The 22584-nt window shown below is 39.3% G+C and carries 17 protein-coding genes; 6 read left to right on the forward strand and 11 right to left on the reverse strand.

The window, feature by feature from the left end; genetic code table 11:
- Positions 1 to 76: 76 nt before the first annotated feature.
- Complete coding sequence (locus tag I6E80_RS14105; protein ID WP_197185802.1) at positions 77 to 1051, forward strand: SMP-30/gluconolactonase/LRE family protein; 975 nt, start codon at positions 77 to 79, stop codon at positions 1049 to 1051.
- Positions 1052 to 1189: 138 nt separating this feature from the next.
- On the opposite strand, the gene I6E80_RS14110 is transcribed toward I6E80_RS14105, so the two are convergent.
- The 9 genes from I6E80_RS14110 to I6E80_RS14150 form a co-directional block, all read right to left on the reverse strand.
- Positions 1190 to 2470 carry a glycosyl hydrolase family 8 gene (locus I6E80_RS14110; RefSeq protein WP_197185803.1) on the reverse strand — a complete coding sequence of 427 codons (1281 nt, stop codon included), beginning with the start codon at positions 2468 to 2470 and terminating at the stop codon, positions 1190 to 1192.
- A gap of 219 nt (positions 2471 to 2689) precedes the next feature.
- Positions 2690 to 3511: a ThuA domain-containing protein gene (locus I6E80_RS14115; protein WP_197185804.1), complete on the reverse strand. Its 822-nt coding sequence runs from the start codon at positions 3509 to 3511 to the stop codon at positions 2690 to 2692.
- A 7-nt stretch (positions 3512 to 3518) separates the two neighbouring features.
- Positions 3519 to 4229, reverse strand: coding sequence for a DUF6445 family protein (locus I6E80_RS14120; protein ID WP_197185805.1), 711 nt, complete (start codon positions 4227 to 4229; stop codon positions 3519 to 3521).
- Positions 4230 to 4234: 5 nt separating this feature from the next.
- Complete coding sequence (locus I6E80_RS14125) at positions 4235 to 5719, reverse strand: tryptophan halogenase family protein (RefSeq protein ID WP_197185806.1); 1485 nt, start codon at positions 5717 to 5719, stop codon at positions 4235 to 4237.
- A 22-nt stretch (positions 5720 to 5741) separates the two neighbouring features.
- A complete protein-coding gene (locus I6E80_RS14130; protein WP_197185807.1) occupies positions 5742 to 6752 on the reverse strand; it encodes a cupin-like domain-containing protein in 1011 nt (336 codons plus the stop codon).
- 10 nt (positions 6753 to 6762) lie between these two features.
- The gene (locus I6E80_RS14135) at positions 6763 to 7506 is read right to left on the reverse strand and encodes a SapC family protein (protein ID WP_024599009.1); all 744 of its coding nucleotides are present in this window, start codon (positions 7504 to 7506) and stop codon (positions 6763 to 6765) included.
- Between the two features lie 176 nt (positions 7507 to 7682).
- Positions 7683 to 10712 carry a TonB-dependent receptor gene (locus tag I6E80_RS14140; RefSeq protein WP_197185808.1) on the reverse strand — a complete coding sequence of 1010 codons (3030 nt, stop codon included), beginning with the start codon at positions 10710 to 10712 and terminating at the stop codon, positions 7683 to 7685.
- 387 nt (positions 10713 to 11099) lie between these two features.
- Entirely contained in the window at positions 11100 to 12167 is a 1068-nt protein-coding gene (locus I6E80_RS14145) for a glycoside hydrolase family 43 protein (protein ID WP_197173590.1), read from the reverse strand.
- 62 nt (positions 12168 to 12229) lie between these two features.
- Positions 12230 to 13585 (reverse strand): MFS transporter, encoded by a 1356-nt coding sequence (locus I6E80_RS14150; protein ID WP_197117547.1) that lies wholly within the window; start codon positions 13583 to 13585, stop codon positions 12230 to 12232.
- A 364-nt stretch (positions 13586 to 13949) separates the two neighbouring features.
- Here I6E80_RS14150 and I6E80_RS14155 point away from each other — a divergent pair, with 364 nt between their 5' ends.
- The 3 genes from I6E80_RS14155 to I6E80_RS14165 all read left to right on the forward strand — a co-directional run bounded on the left by I6E80_RS14155 (position 13950) and on the right by I6E80_RS14165 (position 17303).
- Entirely contained in the window at positions 13950 to 14678 is a 729-nt protein-coding gene (locus tag I6E80_RS14155; protein WP_197185809.1) for an NUDIX domain-containing protein, read from the forward strand.
- Between the two features lie 272 nt (positions 14679 to 14950).
- The gene (locus I6E80_RS14160) at positions 14951 to 16441 is read left to right on the forward strand and encodes a SulP family inorganic anion transporter (RefSeq protein WP_197185810.1); all 1491 of its coding nucleotides are present in this window, start codon (positions 14951 to 14953) and stop codon (positions 16439 to 16441) included.
- Positions 16442 to 16451: 10 nt separating this feature from the next.
- Positions 16452 to 17303, forward strand: a complete 852-nt coding sequence (locus I6E80_RS14165; RefSeq protein WP_197185811.1) for a universal stress protein — start codon at positions 16452 to 16454, stop codon at positions 17301 to 17303.
- A gap of 139 nt (positions 17304 to 17442) precedes the next feature.
- Here the strand turns inward: I6E80_RS14165 and I6E80_RS14170 are convergent, their stop codons facing one another.
- Complete coding sequence (locus tag I6E80_RS14170) at positions 17443 to 18336, reverse strand: LysR family transcriptional regulator (RefSeq protein ID WP_197185812.1); 894 nt, start codon at positions 18334 to 18336, stop codon at positions 17443 to 17445.
- 116 nt (positions 18337 to 18452) lie between these two features.
- Between I6E80_RS14170 and I6E80_RS14175 the strand changes: the two genes are divergently transcribed.
- Positions 18453 to 19076: a glutathione S-transferase gene (locus tag I6E80_RS14175; protein WP_197185813.1), complete on the forward strand. Its 624-nt coding sequence runs from the start codon at positions 18453 to 18455 to the stop codon at positions 19074 to 19076.
- Between the two features lie 457 nt (positions 19077 to 19533).
- Positions 19534 to 19857: a low molecular weight protein tyrosine phosphatase family protein gene (locus tag I6E80_RS14180; protein WP_197185814.1), complete on the forward strand. Its 324-nt coding sequence runs from the start codon at positions 19534 to 19536 to the stop codon at positions 19855 to 19857.
- A gap of 184 nt (positions 19858 to 20041) precedes the next feature.
- Here the strand turns inward: I6E80_RS14180 and I6E80_RS14185 are convergent, their stop codons facing one another.
- Positions 20042 to 22192, reverse strand: a complete 2151-nt coding sequence (locus tag I6E80_RS14185) for a pyridoxamine 5'-phosphate oxidase family protein (RefSeq protein WP_197185815.1) — start codon at positions 22190 to 22192, stop codon at positions 20042 to 20044.
- Positions 22193 to 22584: the final 392 nt, after the last annotated feature.

Consider the following 22584-nt stretch of genomic DNA (forward strand, 5'->3'; position numbering starts at 1 on the left):
TCATACAACGAAAAAAATAAATGATATAGTCAAAATGACCATTAATTATAAATTAAACAAACCTGAGTAAACGTCCATGCTAAAAACACACAAAAAAATACTAAGCTTAGTTGTATTAATGCTCTGTTTTAATAAAGCAGCGCTGGCACAACAACCTCAAAACCCGCCTTTGTTAAACGCTGTAAACAACCCAAGCAATGAGCAGTCGCCATTAATAAAGGGCGTAAAACCCACACTTGTTAGTGACAATTTATTATTTTTAGAAGGCCCAACGTGGTCAAGCCAAGACAATGCGTTTTATTTTTCAGAAATGAACTTTGCTAGCTCGCAAGCACTTGGCCCTGATTCGACCATTTATAAATTAGTGCTGCCCAATACCCTCACCACTTATTTAAAACACAGTGGTACAAATGGCCTGTATGCAAAAAGCGGCAACCTTTATAACCTTAACCATAGTACGCAGTCGCTTTCTAAAATTAATATAAAAAGCAAGACCAATACCGTAATAGTTAATAAGTTTGATGGGCTAAGCTTTAGCTCGCCAAACGATATGACTATGCACAGAAATGGCGATATTTACTTTACAGATCCTAACTGGCAAATAGGCGAACGCACTCAACAAATGCCTTATACCGGTGTGTATAAGTTAAGTGATACAGGCGTACTTAGTTTAATTGATGCCACTCTTGAAAAGCCCAACGGTGTTGCACTATCCCCAGATCAGCATACCCTTTATATTGGCGACTTTAGCAACCGCGTAAGCAAATACACTATTGATGAAAACGGTGATATTTCACCACGCGAAGACTTTATTAAAGTAACCTCGCCCGATGGCATAAAAGTAGACTCCGCTGGCAATATTTACGTTAGCAGCCACAAAAAAGGCGTTATTAATATTTATACGCCAGAAGGTGCATTTATCGATAAAATTGAACTGGGCCCTAATGTAACCAACCTTGCCTTTGGTGGTAAAAACCGAAAAACGTTATTAATAACTACCGCTAAGGGGTTATTTACACTTGATGTAAAAATAGCTGGTTTGGCTAATTAATTAAATTAGTTAAGCAACGTATTAAAGAGAAAGTTAAGCATAAAAACCGGTGTAACTTGGTTACACCGGTTTTTATTATCTAGGTTTAGCTGCCTAAGCTTTTACTACTTAGGTTTTTGCTACTTAAGCACCGTTATTTTAATTAAACGTGTTGTTATAAAACTTAAAATTGCCCGATACATGCAGCATAGCTAACATATACAGCGAACCATTGTAGTAACGGTAGTTACCTGTTGGTTGCGATAAAGACCAAAACTCGTTAAAAAATTCATTTGCTTGCCCAGCATTTGTTGAAGCAAGTAACGCTACTGCATTCGCGGCTTTTTGACCTTCGCCTGCACAGCCTTTGTTTTGCGCACCACCGTACGAATACACTTGCTCGTAACAGTTTTTACTGTTGTTTGTTTTTGCATAACTTAAAAAGCCAAGTGCTTTATTAACTGCATTTTTATGCCACGCTTGAGCACCCATTAAATGCGCGTCTAAACCCACATTCATAATTACGCGCCATGCATCAAATTCATACCATTGACCTGGGTTTGCTTGGCCGTTAAAAATGTAGCCAATAACAGGGCTGCCATCTAAGCGCGATAAAAATGTAGGTAAGTTCCAATGCGGATTATCACTTACTTTTGTAAAATGGTTTTTGAGTAAGGTTCTACTTTTTGTGGCTACTTGTCGCCAGTAAGTTTTGTCTGCTTGGTTAGTTACGTTATTAGCAAAGTAGTCGTAAAACGCAGGTATATGGTAAGAAGGGTCTGTTAAGTTATCTAAATAAGGCGAAAAGCGGATTATTTGGTTTTCCATCAGCTTATTTTTAATTGTGTTTAACATGGTAATTGCATCGTTGTAGTAGTTAAACTCCCCCGAATTACCCCAACGAGCGGAGGCATTAAGTAGTGCAAAAGCAAAGTACTCTTCGCCATCCGGAGCGGGGCCTTCATCTACTTTATAAACAAAGCCGTTTTGATTAAGCTTTAGTTTCCACGCGTAAACGCCTTGTTTTTTAGCATCAGGGTGGTTGTCTGGATTTTTTTGATACGCTTTTGCAAAGCGCCATAGGTTATCAAATTCTTCTTGTTTATTAAGCATGACAGCAGCGGTCATTCCCCACGATTGCCCTTCTGTTCTTATATCATCACCCTCGTCAGGGTTAATTGCTTTTATGTAGTGTGCTTTATAAACACCGTTTTCGGTGTACGGGTAGTAAAGTTGTTGTGTATTGTTATAGCCAAACATATTGTCAAAAGTACTATTCACCTTTTGTTGTATGTTTGTTTTACCCATTTCTTGTGCGAGGTTACGGTATGCCCCTGAACTATCAGCGCCTACACTCGATGGGTTATTATTAAATGCAGCAAGTGATTGATAGCTTATTAGTGTTAACAATAAAGTTGTTATTTTAAAAAATACTTTCATGTATATCCTCTTTATTTGAATTATATTAGCGTGCAAATTTAATATAGTCCTTTTGACCATTTGATCAAGAAGTTCTCAAAACTATTTATCTGTTTTATAAACTAAGAGAAATGTGTGAGGTGCTTAAGAAATGCTTAAATATAAAAGGCCGCTTAAAAAAGTAGCCTGAATCGACATGAATTGTGCTAAAAAGCGTATTTATTAGTTATTTATTAATTGCTACTTTTTTAACCCTTTACCCGTTGCAGCCCAATAAATTCCGCCATAAATATGCTCGGTTAAAAACTCACTTTTATACACCGCATTAGTATGTCCAAGGGCTGTATAAAACGAGCGTCCGCCATCGTAATTGTGATACCACGAAATAGGATGAAACGCCCCCATACCCGAGCCTGTTTTGTTATTACCCCAATCAGCAGTTGGGTTGTAACTTTGCTCATCAACGGTGAGTAAGTAGTTTAACTTAGTGAGCTCTGGCCCAAACTCGTACCACTCGTCTGTCCAAAGCATCTCCGGCGGCATATGGTTTAAGCCAATAAAGCGAGTATTAGGCACTTTACTTAATACACCAGTTTGAATAACAGGATGAATATTAAAGGTGCGCCCCACCAGCTTTTGGTACCAAGGCCAATCGTATTCGGTATCTGATGCGCTATGAATGCCAACAAAGCCTTTGCCTGCTTTTACAAATCGCTCAAGCGCGGCTTGCTCTTTTGGGTTTAAAATATCGCCCGTGGTTGATAAAAATACCACTACATCAACATTTTTTAAGTAATCGTCGTTAAAATAATGGCTTTCTTCGTGCCAAATTAAGTTAAAAAAGTGCTTATCGGCTAAGCCTTCTAGCGCTTTAACGCCTTCGGTTTGCGACTTATGGTGCCACCCTGCGGTTTTTGTAAATAGCAGAACATTAAATTGCTTTTTAGGGAGGGTATCAAACCCTGTAGCATGACTTTTTTGCACTGTTGCCATACTCAGCGCCAATACAACAAAGCTTAATAGCCAACCTTTATATGCGAATCTAGGTAAAGAAAAAGACATAGTAATCCTATTTAAAATGAACAAACATATTAGCCGTTAGCCGCCCTGTTTGTGGACATGACGAAATATCAGTAGAGGTGTTAAGTAAACTGGTGTGCAGCAAATACCCAGGAAACACAATAAGTCTATTTGGCTTATATTCTATGTGCTTGTAGCACTCAAATTCACTGTGCTGTGTGGTGCAATAACTAGGCTTTGCATTATCTAATTCAAGGTACTTCTGAGCATATGTTAAATACGTGTTTTTGCGCTTTGAGCTTATTGTTTCAAACCCTGTTTTTTTATGTCTAAAAAATCCAGTGCCGCCGTGCGCTCCCTCTCCAAGGTAATGAATAATGGCAATTAGGTTAGGATCGTTGGTATCAAAGTGTGGCAAGGTTTGTATTGGTGATAGCTGCTGCTCCGTTTTAGTAATTAACGATAAGGTATTATCTTTTGGGCATGGGGTGAGTGTTTGCCCAATATTAAATACGTTATAAAACCCCTGTATAAGCGGCTTTAAGTAATCAACCACACATTGCTTTGGCAGCGGCATGCGTAAACCTGGGTATTGAGTGAGTTCGTCAGGTTTAAACTCCCCATTACTTTGAGCAGCATTTTGCGCTAGGTTTATAAGTTTTTGCGGCTCGCTCAGGTAGTTGTCAATTATAATAATTGGCGTTTGCTCTTGCCCTATAAACTCATATTGCGGCTGTAAGTTATTGCCAAGTGTTAGCATAATACTTACTTAGCCTTGCAATAATAATTAATAAAATCAATGTGGCTCGGTAAGCTATCTGCTTTTTTAGCCACATGATTTTTTATTGACTCTAAAAAGCGTTTTAACTCATCATCGCTCATGCTATCTACAATGGGGTGATAATTTTGTGGCATTAGCCCTTGCCCTAACATAACTTGTAACCACGATGCTTCGCCAAATAACTCTTGCTCTACTTTATATACATGCCCACTTTGCTTAAATAGCTCAATGCGTTTGGCAAGTGACTCTGGAATTGGCATGTTTTTACAGTAACGCCAAAAGTCGCTGTCGGTGCGCTGCGTTACGTAGTAATGAAGCACAATAAAGTCGCGAATGTTTTCGGCTTCAAAGCGCATTTTGTTATTAAAGTCATCTTGATAGCACGACTCGATTGCTTTAGTTGGCATGTTTTGCATTAATCTAATAATGCTTTGCTGAATTAAATGAATACTGGTTGATTCAAGCGGCTCAATAAAACCGCTTGCTAAGCCAATAGCCACACAGTTTTTGTTCCAATGTTTACGCCGTGTACCGGTGCGGTATTTAATAACGCGCGGCTCATTAATAGGTTTGCCTTCTACGTTATTGAGGAGCGCTGTTTTGGCCTCATCATCGCTCATGTATTTACTACAAAACACTAAGCCATTACCACGACGGCTTTGCAGCGGTATTTGCCACTGCCAACCACATTTATGTGCCATTGCACGCGTATATGGCACTATTGGGCTTACTAATTCGGTTTGTATTGCCACTGCGCTGTCGCACGGGAGCCAATGGCTCCAATCTTCGTATCCGGTGTGTAGCGCTTGCTCTATTAATAAACCTTTAAAGCCGGTGCAATCTATAAATAAATCACCCTCAATAATTTGCCCGTCACCTAAAGTAAGCGATTTTATAAAGCCATTAGTGGGCTCTAAATTAACTTTACTTATCATGCCTTCTATACGTTTAGCGCCGTTTTGCTCTGCAAAATTTCGTAAAAACTTAGCGTACAAACCGGCATCTAACTGATAAGCATGGTTACGGTCTTGATTCGGTACTACGGCAAATTTACCCAAGCGACTTGCTACGTGCTCTGTGCAATAGTCGCCAATATCGGCTGCAACACCTTGTTGCATACCTTTTAGCCAAAAGTGCTGAAAACCTGCAGCCCAACAGCCTTGCCCAACATAACCAAATGAGTGAAAGTAGCTTTGTTGGTTTTGTTTCCAACCCTCAAACGATATGCCTAATTTGAACGTGGCGTTAGTGGCTGCCATAAATTCTGATTCGCTGATTTTTAGTAAATCATGAAATATATGCAGCGTAGGAATAGTTGACTCCCCGACCCCTACGGTAGGAATTAAATCGGATTCAACTAAGCACACTTCAATATTTTTACCTAGTAGCTTTGCCATTGCAGCGCTACACATCCAACCGGCGGTTCCGCCACCTGCTATTACGATTTTTTTAATTGCATTTTGATTCATATTTCAAACCTTACAAGTACGCTTAGCGTCTTAATTTATTTTGTAATTCGGCTCTTAATTTACGCGCTGCAAGCTCATCCATTGGCTTTGCTAAAATAGCCTGTGCAGGCTCTGGGATGTGAGTAAATTCGTTATCGGAAAATACGTAGTAATTAAACAAACGTTGCCATGCTGCGCGCTCATGCTTTGGTAAATTACGTATGTTTAAAATAGCAAGGTGCAACGCATTAGTAGGCTGACCATAAACCGCAGGCGTATTTTTAAACCAATAATTAAACAGTATATTTAAGCTACCAAGCCCCTCTACTTGGTGCCACCACATGCTGGGCAATATAAGGGCATCGCCGGCTTCAAGATCAACGGTAATTGCCGCTTTTATTGCCTGCTCAAACTTAGGAAACTGCTCAAAGTTAGGTGCAGTTGTAGTGGTTAAGCTTATTGGCTGACCACCGGGTGCTTTATCAAGCGGACCTATATATAGATTGTCTATTTGATCGGGGGCAAATAAAGTAAAACGCCTTTTACCTGCAACGCAACATGCTAAATTTTGCGCTACGTCGTAATGTGCTGGTACGGTAACTTTTCCGCCTGCCCATACATTAAATAAACAGCCTTCGTTTAATGCGTTAACGTGGCAGTGATTAACCAAACCAGGTAAGCACTGTGCAATGCTAGTAGAGCCAATGTATAAAGTGTCGGCTTGTGGGTTATTTCCACTTTGCATTATTTGCTCAAGCGCACTAATAAATGCCGCTTGTTGATTAGTAAAGTTAAAACTGCTCATATCAGGGTTATACCCTACAACCCCGCTTTGACTGGCGGGTATTGTGCAAGTGTTAACTAAAAAACCTTCGTAAAACGGTGTTAAATAATCAATTGCAGCTGCATCAGATTTTTTAGCGGCAATAACGAGGGGCCAATCGCTTACAAACCCTTTTAGTACAATAGGCACAGGCGAGTTTAAAAACTCTTTGGGCAACGTGCTGGGAGTTAAGCCATTAAGCGTTTGAATTTTATTTTCTAAATTTTCCATAGTTAAGCACTTACACAGCGTGCTTTTGTAGCATAAGTTGCTCGTTTTTAAGCGCGACTAAATCACGTACATGTACTTGCGAGGCAATGACCATGTATATACACGCTAAATACCCTTGCGAGTGCAGCTGCGCAATTGCATCGCTACTTAGTTGGTTAAGCGTGTCTTCGTTTATGGTGTAAAAGCCGAGTAAGTTATGTTTAAGCCCGTTTACTAAATCAAGCTCTAGGGATACCGACTCAAGTAAACCATGTTTAATTAAGGTTTTAATAAAGGGCTGGTTTTGTTGTAAACCATGATGCAGGTTGTCGAGCACATTTATTACGTTTTCGAGGTAATCGCTATTCCCGCCGTGTTCTAAAAATAAGTTAATACCCTGCTTTGTTGATACTTTTGGCGAGTCTAAATCAATGCTAAGCATGCGCTCTTGCGTTGCTACACCGTTTTGCATTGTATTTTGAGTAGCAATAGCAAAAGGCAGTCGCTGCATACTTAACGGAATGTAGTGTGCTTGCCATTGCTGGTTTACTAAAAATAAATTTTCGTCTTTATTTATGCCGTACAAACACACCGACGAAAATGTATTTGTTGTATCGTCTTTGGTAAAAAATATTGGGTAATGTGCTTGAGCGACTCTAAATTCGCTCACAAATGTTTCGCTATACCAAACCCCGTCACCTAAGTGTGTGCTGCGTGCAGGGTTTATTTTTAAATGCTGATGTTCAACATTATTTAATAATGCATGATTGGCCATGGATTGTGTGCTCCAATTGTTGTTGTGTGCCTTTACTTACTGTTACGAGTTAAATGTAACAAATAAGTTAAATTCATATTGACTATAACAGCTGGGTATTATTATTACTAGGTTAATTTAGGCAAATAAAAAGCCGCAAAATGCGGCTTTTATAAGGTTGCTACAAGGGTGATTTATTAAAAATTATAACGAACACCTAAACCGTAACGAGAGCCAGTTTGAGTGATGTTATAAATCAGCTCTTGCTTGCGCCCGTACGATGTTACGTACTCATCAGTAATGTTTATACCTTCAATAAATACGGTAAGTCCCTCTACTGCCGGTACTTCGTAACTTACGTTAAAGTCTATTTGGTAATACTCATCGGTGTAAATTGGTGCGGTTAAATCGCCATTTACACGACGCTCATTTAAAAACGAGTCGCGCCAGTTATACGCAATACGCGCTTGTAAGCCTTCTTTATCGTAAAAGAACACCACGTTTGCCGTGTCACTTAACCCTACTAGTGCTTCTGTATCCTCTAGTGAGTCGTTGTCGTATTCAAGGCCTGAGTCAACCATAGTGTAGTTAAAAATACCACCAAAGCCTGACTCACCAAATAAGTGCTGAATATTAAATTCAAAGCCATCAATAGTGTATTCTTGGTCGCCATTTACAGGCACGTTTATTCTAAAATTAATTGGATCATCTGAGTTTGGGTCACCAACAATTGTGCCACCGTCTAACTCACCATCTTCATCAAAATTAGGCTGCACATTTGGATCATCAGCAAAGTTTTCAAAAATGTAATTTCTGATGTCTTCGTTAGATGCATTACCACCTAGTGCACTTGATGCAGCTCTAAATTTTTCACCATTTAATGGGTCATATAAGTTAAATATATTTGAGTCGATAGTGCCTGTAGTAATCCAATTTGTTACGTCTTTTTTAAAGTAACCAAACGAAATATAACTTCCTTCGTCGTAATACCATTCACTTGATAAATCGTAGTTAATTGATTCAAGCGGTTTAAGACCTGGATTACCAGAGCCACCCGAATAACCACTTAAACTACCACCGGTATTAATAGTTGTACCGCCTTGCAGCTGACCGTAGCCCGCTCTTGAAATAGTTTTACTCGCTGCTGCACGTATCATTACATCTTCAACAACTTCAATATTAAAGTTAATATTAGGTAGGAATTGACTGTAATCTGCCGATTGGCTTAGCGTTTCAATACCAGTAACACCGGTTACTGATGTGGCTGTATCTTCGTTCCACTCTACGCGGCTGTAACCGGGTGCGGTTGCTTTAGAAAATACGTCTGTTTTTTCGTAGCGTAAGCCAATTTGCAGGTCGAAGAACATGCCGCTCAATTCACCTTTGTAGTTTACTTGTGCAAAAGCAGACTGCGTTTTTTCTTCAGTAAAGCGGTTTGTTGCTGCATCCCAATCGGTTGAAGCACAAAATTGTCCTTCGCCGTTTGGTCCTGCCGCTGCGCCGTCGGCTGCTTTACAATCACCATAAAGGTTATCTACGTTGGCAATAGGATCTGCGTACTCTGCTGCATTTACAATCGCATCAAAGTCGGCAAAAAAGATTGTATTAAATAAATCGTATTCGCCTTGTGTTGCAGTGCCTTCAAAGTTACCCGCTTTAGCTTGAAACTTATCTAAAATAGTATCTTGGCGCCAATCGATATCAGCAAAGTCGCCCTCAACACCAACCCCACCCCAATCTGGGCGCTGCACTTGTGTATGACGATAATGGTTGTTTACTTTATTAACTGCAACACCAAAATCAATACTTAAACTGTCGTCTAAGAAGTACTTACCTGAGATTTGTGTTTGATCGATTTCTGAATCGTATTTGTCGTTTGCAAACCAGCTACCCGATAAACGCATGGTTTCTGGGGTAAAATTTTCAATGTTACCAATAGCAATACCGGGTAAGTCGCCGGTTAAATCAAGCCCGGTACGTGAACGTGTGTACGATGGTAACTGAATATTGTTACGTGTACCGTGGCGTGGATCAGTTGCTTTCATTGAGGCTTTTGAACTGTGGTGATCAAACTCTAGGTTAAGCTGATCAGACACTGTCCACTCTAAATTAAAGCCTAATGAATCTGTTTTTTCTTCGCGACCCCAAGAACCTACCGTAAGCGACGTATCGCGGAAATCGGCATCACTTTGAATGTCATAAATTTCTGAGTAAATAAGTGGATACGCGTTAGGCTCGCCCGCCCAAACAGATTCACTTCTGTCGCCAGCGTAGTTAAACCATACTGAGGCATCCGTATGCTGCTCTTCAATAGTTGTTTTAAAGCCGGTGTAATCAAGGGTTGCTGTAATGTTTTCAACAGGCTGATATTGAAATACTAACTGCCCATTTACACGTTCACGTTGGCGCTCTTCAAACACATAACGTGGTTGTTGCGGGTTTGAGTAAATACCTGATGTAGGCCTGTTTGCTCCGCCCTCTGCGCCTGCAGGTACACCGCCCCACCCTGTATTTGTGTAATCAGATGCTCTGTAACCTTGATCTTGAATAAACTGTTGCATACCGCTTTCACGGTCTTGGTAGCTACCTGAAATCGAGATACCAAACTTGTCATCTCCAAATGTTTGCGAATATAAACCGCTTACCTCTGGTGTAATGCTACCCTCGTCGGTTGATTGATCGTCTACAGCTTTTACGCCAAATGATGCTTTTATACCTGGACTATTTAAAGGTCTATTTGTTGTTAAGTTTATAGTTGCGCCAATACCACCTGAGGTAACACTTGCGTCTGATGTTTTATAAACTTGTACGCCCGATACGCTTTCAGATGCGACATTTGCAAAATCAAATGTGCGGTCACCTGTTGTATTAGGAAGTTGACGGCCATTAATAGTAATTAAGTTATTAGCAGGTCCAAATCCACGGACTGTTACGCGGCTACCTTCACCGCCCGCTCTATCAATTGATACACCGGTAATACGTTGTAACGATTCAGCAAGATTGGTATCAGGAAATTTCCCCATATCCTCAGCCGAAATTGCATCGACAATACCAGAAGAATCGCGTTTAACATCCATAGAGCGTTGCAATGAACCTCTAATGCCGGTTACTTGTATTATTTCTACATCTTCATCGGCAACAGTTTCGGCAGCGTAGCTTTGGTGAGGAAGCGTAACGGTACCCATTGCAGCGAGTATGGCTGTTGAAATTATCTTTTTCTTAAACATCATGATGCCTTTTTCTTATTTAATTATTATTGACGTACTGCAAGACTTTAAGAATTACTCGAAACATAATTGTAAACTATTTGTTTCATTTTACGGTCAATAAATAATTATTGTGTGTGTATGTTTTAAACGTTTTACAAAGACCACAACCAGTTTTAAACATGTGCTACTTAACTAAAAACCGTTAAATAACAGCACGTTTATGCTAATTCTTTGTGCTAATTTTTTGCTTTAAAATATTTTCATTTTGTCATATGTCCTCAGCTTCCTCTTATTTTGACCATTAACAATAAAAATTAATGGTCATATTGACTATATCTTTTTTATGCAAATAAAAGCCGTAGCGGTGCTTACGAAGATAATTTGCATTGTTTGTAACTATTTTTACTAAGCGTGTTCATATGGGCTTATTGTCTGAATTTTTCCGTTTGAGTCGTGTTCGAGCTTAGCCATTTTCATACTGCGTAAATGGGTTTGCCCGCCCGACAACGTGCTGTCGTGATAAAATAAAAACCAATCACCATTGTGTTTAACAATTGAGTGATGCGTGGTCCAACCTAGTACTGGGTTTAAAATAACGCCCTGATAGGTAAATGGTCCGTATGGGTTATCGCCTGTTGCGTATACAATTTTGTGCGTATCGCCCGTTGAGTACGAAAAGTAATAAACACCGTTGTGTTTGTGTACCCAAGGGCCTTCAAAAAAGCGGCGGTTATTATCGCACACTGTAATTGGCGAGCCGCTTTCATCGAGTACAACAACTTCTTTTACGTCTTCGCTTAGGCTGATCATATCTTCAGATAATCTTGCTACACGCGCAGGGATTGCAGGTTCACCATTTTTGGGATAGGTGTCTTCATTGTTAAATTCGCTCGTTTGCCAATTTTGTAATTGCCCGCCCCACAAGCCACCAAAATACAAATAATGGCTTGAGTCGTCATCTTCAAATACAGCTGGGTCGATACTAAACGTCCCTTGAATGTAATCATCTTCTGCTTTGAATGGACCTGTTGGGCTGTCACTTTTTGCAACGCCAATTCTGAAAATACCTTGCTGATCGCGCGCCGGAAAATAAAGGTAATACTGACCAAGTTTATGCGCTGCATCGGGTGCCCACATTTGCTTGCTTGCCCATTTTACGTCATCTACACAAAGTGCTACGCCATGGTCAATGGCTTTGCCTGAGCTTTCGTCAAGGGAAAACACATGGTAGTCGCGCATTGCAAAGTGGTCGCCGTTATCATTAATTTCATTTTTTGATTCAATGTCGTGCGATGGATAAATATACACTTTGCCGTTAAACACATGCGCAGACGGATCGGCGGTATACATGTGATCAACTAACACATTATGATTTTGTATTAACGAGTTGGCTCGTTGTAGGTCTTTTAACTGTTTAAGTTCAGCGTCACTTAATCCATTAGATGGGGGTGCTGCTTGTGCTGTATTTTGCATTTTTACTCCTAGTATTGCCTGCCCACTTTGTACTTTTAAAAGGTGCAAAGTGGGCTGCTAAATTAGTTTATGGTTTTGTTATCAGCCAGCTGCGTTTGAATGCGCTTTACTTCAGGCTCGGTAAGTTTGTAACGTGTTATAAAAATTAAACATGCCACGGTACAAATTACTGGAATGCCAGCAAAGGCGAGTAAAATGCCTGATAACGTGTGTTCTGATTGTTCTTGATTAGGCACGTATGCGTACCCTGATAATATCCAGCCAGCAATCGCACCGCCGATTGCAAAGCCTAATTTTATTGCTAATAAATGCCCCGAAAACGTAACTGCAGTTAATCTACGGCCAATTTTTAATGCGCCGTAATCAACCGTATCTGCCACCATTGAGAACATGATTGGGGTAATTATCATGTGAGCAAAGTTAGCAATAAAGTAGACAATAAAAATGGTGACTATGGCGTCGCTCTCAAGTACGTAAAACATGCTGTGAGAAATAATTACGACAACTAAAGCGACTATAAATAGCGTTTTCTTTTCAATAAATTTGGTTAAAAAGTTGGTAGACACAGCGCCGAGTACTGAGCCAATTGCTGAGAGTGTTAAAAAGTTAGAAGTAAGTGAGGCTTCTCCTACGTAGTACTTAATATAGTGCGGTGCTACTGAGGCTCTAACGCCAATTAATATTAATGTTGCTAGGCTTATAACGGCTATAACAACCCATTGATCGTTTTTAAATAAGCTTAAAAATTCAAGGAAAGCATTCTTTTTACTTTGCGCGGGTTTAACTTGTTTGGTTTCTTTGGTCATTTTAAAACACAGTAAAAAACAAGTCGCAGCAAGTCCGCCTAAAAACACCATTGCTAGCGGGTAACCTACTACATCGTCACCGTCGCCAAAAAAAGCAACCAGCTTAGGCAGCGCCCATACAATTACAAGCAGCGCTGCCATTGCCATTGCAAATCGGTATGACTGAAGCGATGCACGCTCTTTAGGGTCGTTTGTCATTACTGCGCCAAGTGCGCCGTACGGTATATTAATGGCGGTATAACACGTCATTAAAAGCCCGTAAGTAAAGTAAGCATATATAAGCTTGCCCGTAGAATCAAAATCTGGAGTTATGAATGCTAAACAAGCAAACACACCGTAAGGCACGGCTAAAAATAATATATATGGTCGGTAAGAGCCCCAACGGCTGCGCGTTCTATCGGCAATACTGCCCATTATTGGATCGGTAATTCCATCAAATAAACGAACCGCTAATAATAAGGTACCCGCAGCGGCTGCAGATAAACCGTAAACATCGGTATAAAATATCAACATAAAGTTAGCGACCATTTGAAATACAATATTACTGGCTGTATCACCAAGGCCGTACCCTATTTTTTCTTTAATTGTGAGTGTGTGTTTTGTGTTGTTCATGTGTGCTCAATTTTCAATGCAAATCGATATAGTCAAAAATACTATATGCATTTTTAGCGCATGTAAACATTTATGTTACATTTTTAATTTGCTAGTAATGTATTTAATACACGACGCTAATTAGCCGTTAAATTTACTAACATACAAAGGTATTATCCGTTCAATAAAAAACCAATACCAAACCAAAGTCGAATATCGGCGTGAACGCGTAAAAACAGGTACAGTTTATGAAGTGAGTAATTAAATAGATGTGATTGTTTTAAATAGGAATTATAAAAGTTTTTTATTTGCGCTTTACCCACCTTTTATATACCCTTAATAGTCTTTATAACAATATCTACGTATAGCTTTGGCTGAGTAATTTATGCACTATAAAACATCAAGCATTTCTAACAACATCGACGAAGAATCGATTCCTGATGACTGTATTAGTAATCTAACCGTAGATAATATTGTATTTGCTATTCATGAAGGTAAATTAAAGGTGTTGCTGGTTAAATATAACCGCGGCCTTGCAACAAGCCAGTGGGGTTTAATTGGTCATTGGGTTCGAAAGAATGAAAACCTAGATTCAGCCGCACTTCGTGTCGTTAAAAGTACAACCGGTGTTGAAAACCTGTATTTAGATCAGTTAGGTGCATTTGGTAACGTAGACCGCTACCCTGCTAGACGTATTATTACTATTGTTTATTATTCGCTCGTTCGCTTTGAAGAAACCAACCTTGTGAGTGGCGACAATGCTTTAGAGTGTGAATGGTTTGATGTAAATAATGTGCCAGCTTTAATGTTTGACCACGCCGATATTTTAAAAAGCGGCTTAGATTATTTACGCTATAAAGTAAGACACGAGCCTATTGGTTTTAGCCTACTCCCAGAAAAATTTACCCTGCTTGAGCTACAAGGAATTTACGAGTCGATTTTAAATAAATCACTCGATAAGCCTAACTTTAGACGTAAGTTTCAAAAAATGAACTTATTGATAAACTGCAAAGAAAAACAAACAAATGTAGCTCACAGAGCCGCAACGCTTTATCGTTTTGACATAAACGTGTACGAAAAATTAAGAGAGTTTGGTTTTACGTTTGAGTTTTAATTGCTTAAAAACCTTATTGTTTTGAGGTTTACTCTTTATGAACTAACTGCATATTGCTAAAGTGTATGCGTTACTTACAATTTATTCCCATTATCAATGCACACTAATCAAAAAGGAGCTTTTTACTTGAAACTTACGCCGCCCTAGGTAACCACTCCCCTTTTTCATCAGCACGTTACGTGCAACCTTAATCGCCATCTGCGCGAGAATCACTATTATTTAAATAAAATATTCCCCTATACTTTGGGAAACTAACTAATTAGGTTATTTACATGTTTGATCACGTAAAAAGAGATTGGCTCTCTAATGTTCGTGGCGATGTGCTTGCTGGTATTGTTGTGGCGCTTGCCCTAATACCTGAGGCTATTGCCTTTTCTATTATTGCCGGTGTTGATCCAAAAGTGGGTTTGTACGCCTCATTTTGTATCGCCGTTATTATTGCCTTTGTAGGCGGACGCCCAGGAATGATATCGGCGGCTACCGGTGCAATGGCACTATTAATGGTAACGCTAGTTAAAGATCATGGTCTGGAATACTTACTGGTTGCAACCTTGCTTACCGGCGTAATACAAATATTTGCAGGCTTTTTAAAGCTCGGTGAGTTAATGCGATTTGTATCGCGATCTGTTGTTACTGGGTTTGTAAACGCACTGGCTATTTTAATATTTATGGCGCAGTTACCTGAGCTTACCAATGTTACTTGGCATGTTTATGCGATGACCGCAGCGGGCTTAGGTATTATTTACTTATTCCCGTACATTCCAACTATTGGCAAAATTATCCCTTCCCCACTTGTGTGTATTGTTGTAATAACGCTTTTGTGTATTTATTTAGGGCTTGATATAAGAACCGTTGGCGACATGGGCGAACTGCCAGACACCCTGCCTATATTTTTATGGCCCGATGTACCGCTAACACTCGAAACGCTGCAAATTGTTTTACCGTATTCGATTGGTCTTGCGGTTGTGGGCTTACTTGAATCAATGATGACTGCCACTATTGTTGATGACTTAACCGATACCACAAGCGATCGTAATAAAGAGTGTAAAGGTCAAGGTATTGCCAATATTGGCGCAGGTTTATTTGGTGGTATGGCAGGTTGCGCCATGATTGGACAATCAATTATTAACGTTAAATCGGGTGGTCGCGGCAGGCTTTCTACCTTTATTGCAGGTTCATTTTTAATCATCATGGTGGTGTTTTTAGATGAATGGCTACGGTTAATTCCTATGGCTGCATTAGTTGCAGTAATGATTATGGTGTCGATAGGTACATTCTCTTGGACATCAGTTAAAGATTTAAAGAAGAATCCGCTTTCATCAAACGTAGTGATGATTTCCACCGTTATTGTGGTAGTTGCCACGCATAATCTAGCCATTGGCGTTTTAGTTGGCGTATTGCTAGCTACGTTGTTTTTTGCGAACAAAATTGGTCGCTTTATGGTGGTTAAAGCTAACCATGATGAAAGCAACGATAAAATAACTTACGAAGTAGTTGGCCAAGTATTTTTTGCCTCAGCGGAGCAATTTATAGCGTCGTTCGATTTTAAAAATGCGGTTTCTAACGTGGTAATTGATTTAACCCATGCTCATTTTTGGGATATCACCGGTGTATCGTCACTCGATAAGGTGGTTATTAAGTCTAGGCGTGAAGGCGCAACAGTTAATATTATTGGTATGAATAGCGCAACCGAAACCGTAATTGATAAATTTGGTGTGCATAACAACCCTGAAGAAGTCGATAAACTACTTGGCGGACATTAAGGAGAATGTAATGACTAAAATAATTACTTATGTAGATGGCTCAGCCATTACTAAAAATGTAACCGATGCTGCTATTTGGGCTTCAAAAAAGCTCAATAAACCAATTTGTTTTGTGCATACAATTGAAAAAACGCAACAAACTAATATCGGCGACTACTCGGGGAATATTGGGCTTGGCGCGCAATCAACATTGCTTGATGAGATGGTTAAACTTGACGAGCATCGCGGTAAAGTAAATTTAAAAATGGCTGACGAATTATTACGTTCTGTAAGTGAGCATGCTAAATCGGCAGGTATTACTAATTTTGAATTAATAAAACGTCACGGTAACTTACTCAACACCGTTATAGACTTTAAAGACGATACACGCCTTATTGTTATTGGGCAAAATGGTGCGGGACATAGTAATAGTTTTGCAGTGCTGGGCTCACATATAGAAACCTTAGTACGTAATGCTACTCAGCCTATATTACTTATTCCTGAAACATTTAAACAACCTGAATCATTCATGATTGCGTACGATGGTCGAGAAACAGCCGACAAAGCACTGCAACAAGTGATTGATGGCGGATTGCTACATGGCTTACATTGTCATTTAGTGAGTATCAAAAATAACGAAAAAGACCTCGAAGAAAAGTTTATTAACGCGCAGCATAAACTTCTCAGTATGGGGTTTGAAGTGTCAGCAAGCTTTTTAGAAGGCAATATTTTTGACTCGCTAATGCAATACAAAGAGCAAAATAATGTAGAGTTAATTGTAATGGGTGCGTTTGGGCACTCTAAACTAAGGCAGTTTTTTGTAGGTAGTAACACCATTAAAATGCTCGAAAACAGCGATGGGCCAGTGGTTATTTTAAAGTAAGGACCATTTTTAAATAAGGATTGGTTTTAAATAAGTTTTAGAATCCCATACAAAAAGCCTAAAATCACTTAACTGATTTTAGGCTTTTTGTTTTTGGCTTAGTTTTAGTTTTAAATTTAAAGTAAGGTTTAGAGTGGCTTTACTTTTTAGCTTCAAACTTTTCAAATAAAAATTGAATAAACGACGTAACCTTTTGAGCAACAAACTTCCTATGCGGATAAATAGCAAATAAACCAAACTCAAAGGTTTTATAGTCCCGCATAACCTGCACAAGCTTACCCGATGCAATATCGTCTCTCACCACTATTTCAGGAATTAAACCAATACCACCACCCGCTACAACCACCTCTTTTACAGCTTGTGGATTATTAACTGATACTCGCGAGTTTACATTTGCCGTTAATGCCTCGCCACTAGGTGAAACTAGAGGCCAATGGCGACCTATTTTAAAATTGCTATCAATCACCGTGGCGTGTTGTTCAAGCTCGTTAACACTCGCTGGTGCACCAAAACGCTGAATATAATCGGCTGATGCACATAAAATTAAGGGGTAACTGGTAATTTGCCGCGCAATTAAATTAGAGTCAGACACACTGCCAATTCTAATTGCTAAATCAACCCCCTCTTCTAGCAAATCAATTGTTTTGTCTGAAAGCACTAGATCAATACTTAAATCAGGATAACGGCTCAGTAACTCAGGCATTAACGGCGCAAGGTTTGATTCACCAAACGAAACCGGCGCACTCACCCTAAGCTTGCCGCTAGCAAGCGCTGTTTGACCCGATAAGTTATCGAGCATTTCGCTGTAGCTTTCAATTACAGGCACTACGCTTGCGTAATAACTTTGCCCCGCTTCGGTAATCGAAATTCTGCGCGTGGAGCGGTTAAATAATCTAACTCCTAAGTCTTGCTCTACAATGCCCACGTACTTACTAACCAGTGCCTTTGAGAGCCCTAGTCTATCGCCTGCGGCTGTAAAAGAGCCTGTTTCAACAACCGCTATGATTGTTTTAATGCCAATAATAGTATCCATGATTGTCAATATAGCATTGACATTTATTCCTTACTAGCTCGGTTTTTCAAAACGGATAATAGTGAAAGAATAGCGTTATTAAAAACCACTATTCAAATTAAAAAACAGGACAACCCATGAGCAACCTAACGCTATACCGTTTTACTTTATCTGGTCATTCTCATCGTGCAGAGCTATTTACATCGCTTTTAAAGCTTGATGTAAATATGGTTGATGTTGCACTGCAAGACGGCGCACAAAAACAAACTGACTTTCTAAAAATGAATATTTTTGGACAAGTACCGGTACTTAAAAACAACGACGACATTATTAACGATTCAAACGCTATTTTAGTGTACTTAGCACAAAAATTTGATGCTAACAGAACCTGGTACCCTGAAGATGTTACTGTTCAAGCGCACATTCAGCGCTGGTTGAGTGTTGCTGCAGGACTTGTGGCTTCAGGTCCGTGTTCGGCGCGTTTAGTCACTGTATTTGGCGCAGAGCTTGATCATCAAAACGCGATAAACATTGCCCATACATTATTTAAAACAATGGATGCGTACTTGCAAAACCGCGAATACTTAGTAGGTACTCAGCCAACCATTGCCGACATTGCCAACTTTTCGTACATAGCACACGCACCAGAGGGCGGCGTATCACTTGAGCAATACCCAAATATTTTAAGATGGTTAAGCAACATTCGCAAACTTGATGGTTTTATAGCAATGCCTGAAACAAAAGCGGGTTTGCTCGCTTAGTGTTTTAAGTTTTTAATACTATTTTTTAAGAGGCTATTAAGCCTCTTTTTTGTGTGTTTGTTTAAGTGAGATTAGAAGTTTAGTGAATAATATTTATAATTGGCAATAGGTTACGCTATTTGCTATTTGTAGAATTTCATAGGGTATATGGATTTTTCCATTAGAAAGTAAAGAAAATGTCCTCTAATAAAATAGGTATATGCTAGAGGAAGATCTGAATTGAATTTATTCGAGAAAGAATACCGAGATACTCCTATGGGAACATAAGTGACGTGAAACGCTTTTCCGATTTTATTAGAGTTCTAATTAACAAAGGGAAACTAAATCTATATAATTAGAAAGATAAAAACTTTTAAAAATACTTCTGTTCACCATTGTTCCATTTAAGTACGTCGATCATTACAACCCATTTTTTAGCCCGTTTAAGCAGACGTTATATGTTTCTCTAAGGAAGTAGATGAACTTACTCTTTATATGTAGTCAAAATAAACTAAGAAGCCCAACTGCAGAATCCATATTCTCAGATTTACCAAATGTTAATGTTCGCTCTGCAGGATTAAATAATAATGCAGAAATACCTTTAGGCGTTGACGATGTTGTTTGGGCCCATTATATTTTTGTCATGGAGCAAGCACAGATAAAGAAGCTGCGTACATATTTTAAAAAGCATTTAAAAGAACAACGTGTCATATGTTTAAGCATTCCAGATGATTATGAATATATGGAACCAGCTCTAATCAAACTATTTAAACAAAAAGTACCTCAATATATTAATGCTTAAATACATAACAAGTGACTATAAAACTATTTTAAAGCCGATAATTATTACGAGACTTCATACTGCGATAAATAATTTATAGGTATTTTCAATTTTTGATTATATTAAGTAGGTTGTAACAAGCTGGACTCCTCAGAACTTTAATTCTCAAGTTTAGTTACTGTATTTAGAGCTGCATTTCAAAACACTACAGCTCTAAATCAAGTTCATCAACGCCTTTAGCCGGTACGGCGCAGCAAATCAGCGCCAGCTCCGGCTCTATCGGGTAACTTACGTTATCTCGATAAACCACAGCGCCTGCATTTATTTTTACAGCGCAACTGCCGCAGCTGCCGTTTCGACAACCAAACTCAGGTTCTAAACCATGAGCTTCGGCTACATTAAGTATAGTGTTGTCGCCTTTATTCCAGCGCTGTTCAAAGCCCGATTTACTAAACTTAATTACAGTGTTGTCAGCCTCTTCAACGCTAACCTCGTTGCTTTTATTAGGCGCTTCACTTGTGTTAAGTACTTTGCGCTTAATACTGGAGGGTCCAAATGCTTCAGCAAATATGTTTTTGTCCTGCACACCGAGTAATAACAGCTCGTTATATACGTGCTGCATAAACGCTTGCGGTCCGCATAAAAAGAACTCGTAATCATCAAGTGGTAAATAATACCTAAACACATCCGCATTTATGCGCCCTTTTAAATCAAAGCCCTCGTCTTTTAAATTAAAGCTCTCATCTTTTAAATCAAAGCCATCGTCTTGTTTTTCATCAAGCTCAGGCTGCGATAAAAGTGAGTAGTAATCAATTGCGCCGCCACTCGTATCTGCAAGCGTTTTTAGCTCGTTATAAAACGCACGCTGCTGTTTATTTTTAGCACTATGAAAAATATGCAACGGGCGAGTATAGCGGGTTCTTAACCCTTCATGGGTAATGTGTTTAGCCATTGAGATCATCGGTGTAATACCTATTCCGCCACCAATTAATACCGCAGGTTTAGCGCTTGCTGGGTCAATAAAAAACTGCCCTTGTGGGTATTTAGCTAAAATAACGTCGCCTACTTTTACGTTATTATGAAAGTAGTTAGACACCTCGCCACTGAGCTCTTTTTTAATCGATAACCGATAAAATAGTTCATGAGGGCTCGATGACACGGTGTAGGTTCTAATAACAGGTTTACTATTACTGTTATTGCTACTATTTTTACTTGGTATTTGTACGGTTAAGTGCTGCCCAGCTTTAAACGGTAACAAGGTTGTATTGTTATGCCCTTCTAAATAAAAGGAGGTAATTACATCACTTTCTTTAATTATTTTAGTTACTTTTAAAGGGTGCCAAGTATGTTTTAGTTTTTCGGCTTGTTTGTTTTTATCAGCTTCAAGCCATGTGCCTGTCATTTTAGTGTTAGGTGAGTAAGCATCAAATTTAGCACTAAACGGGAGTAAGTTTTTAAGCCACATCCCTTTAGTGAGGGTAAATTTCCAGCCTCGGTCTGCGCCAATAAAGCCTTCAAGCTCTGGGTGCCCGTCCCATAAAATTTCAACGCTGCCGGTAAGCATTAATACATTACCTGTGTCAAAATCAGGAAATAACAAACCTGCTTTTGGGTTTAATAAAAAGTTACCCAAGGTATTAAAAAAATTGTTACCTGCGTAATCAGGAATCGTTAATGTGTTGCCTTCGCGCTTTATAAAGCCCGGCAACCCACCACGGTGAGAAACATCAACACCTTCAATTTTTGGGTTGTTTTTAGCGGTTATAAAACTCGATACAAAAAATGTATCGGTGGTGTCAATTAACACACCAGTTGCGTTATCAAGTGTATTAAATTCAACTTTTTGCAGTGCATTACTTTTAAGTAAAGGGTCTGTGTTGAACACTAAGTCGCGCGTTTGAATATACTGCGGGCAATTTCCAAAGGATTGATCAACACTAAAACTCACCTGATAATCACTAATTACCTCACCTACGCGCACATTTAAACGGTTACGTCTACGCGTGCTTAGCTCAATGCCTAATAAACCAATTGGCGAGCCGGCAATATTTAACGTGTTATGTAAGGGGTCGTTTTTATCAACCGCGTGGGTCATTAATAACGACGAGGGTGTGGGTGAGCTTAAAAAGCCTGACTGCCCTGAAACAATAGATACCCACGGATTAGCGTTTTCATCAACACTGCCTGCAACCACAAATGGTAACTGCTCAAAAAAGGCTTGATGCTGCTCTGGCATAAATGAGCGCACAGCACGTTTGCCAAATGTTGCCATTATTTCTCGTTTACCGAGTTTGTCTTGTATTGCCAGCTCGCCTTCATGAAAAGGTGAAGCATCTATTGAGTTTGTGTTTATCATTTTGCTCGTAATTCGTGTGCATATTTCATGGGTTAAATTTAACGCAATACACAATGAATGATAATGGGTGTTTTATTGACTGATAATGCACAAAACAATGACAATACTTGCACCCTCTTAGTGCCAGACGCGCACCAACATATAACAAAATAGGTTTTATCTTCACTCTAAAAACACATTAAATACTATTTAAACAATAACTTAAAAAACTGGCTGTATTTTTGCAAACATTCTATTAACAAGCCCGTTTTACTTACGGCAAAAATTTAGGTTGTGAGCACAATAGCTATTAGCAACCATCGGCAAAGAAGCCCGCACACAGTTATGCATAATGCGTATTTGTGGCGGGCTTTTTTGTTATTTGTATTTAAACCGTCACTTTAAGGAATGCC

Origin of the sequence: Pseudoalteromonas sp. NSLLW218, from assembly GCF_015864775.1 — a bacterium.
In the GTDB taxonomy this organism is placed as follows: Bacteria; Pseudomonadota; Gammaproteobacteria; order Enterobacterales; family Alteromonadaceae; genus Pseudoalteromonas.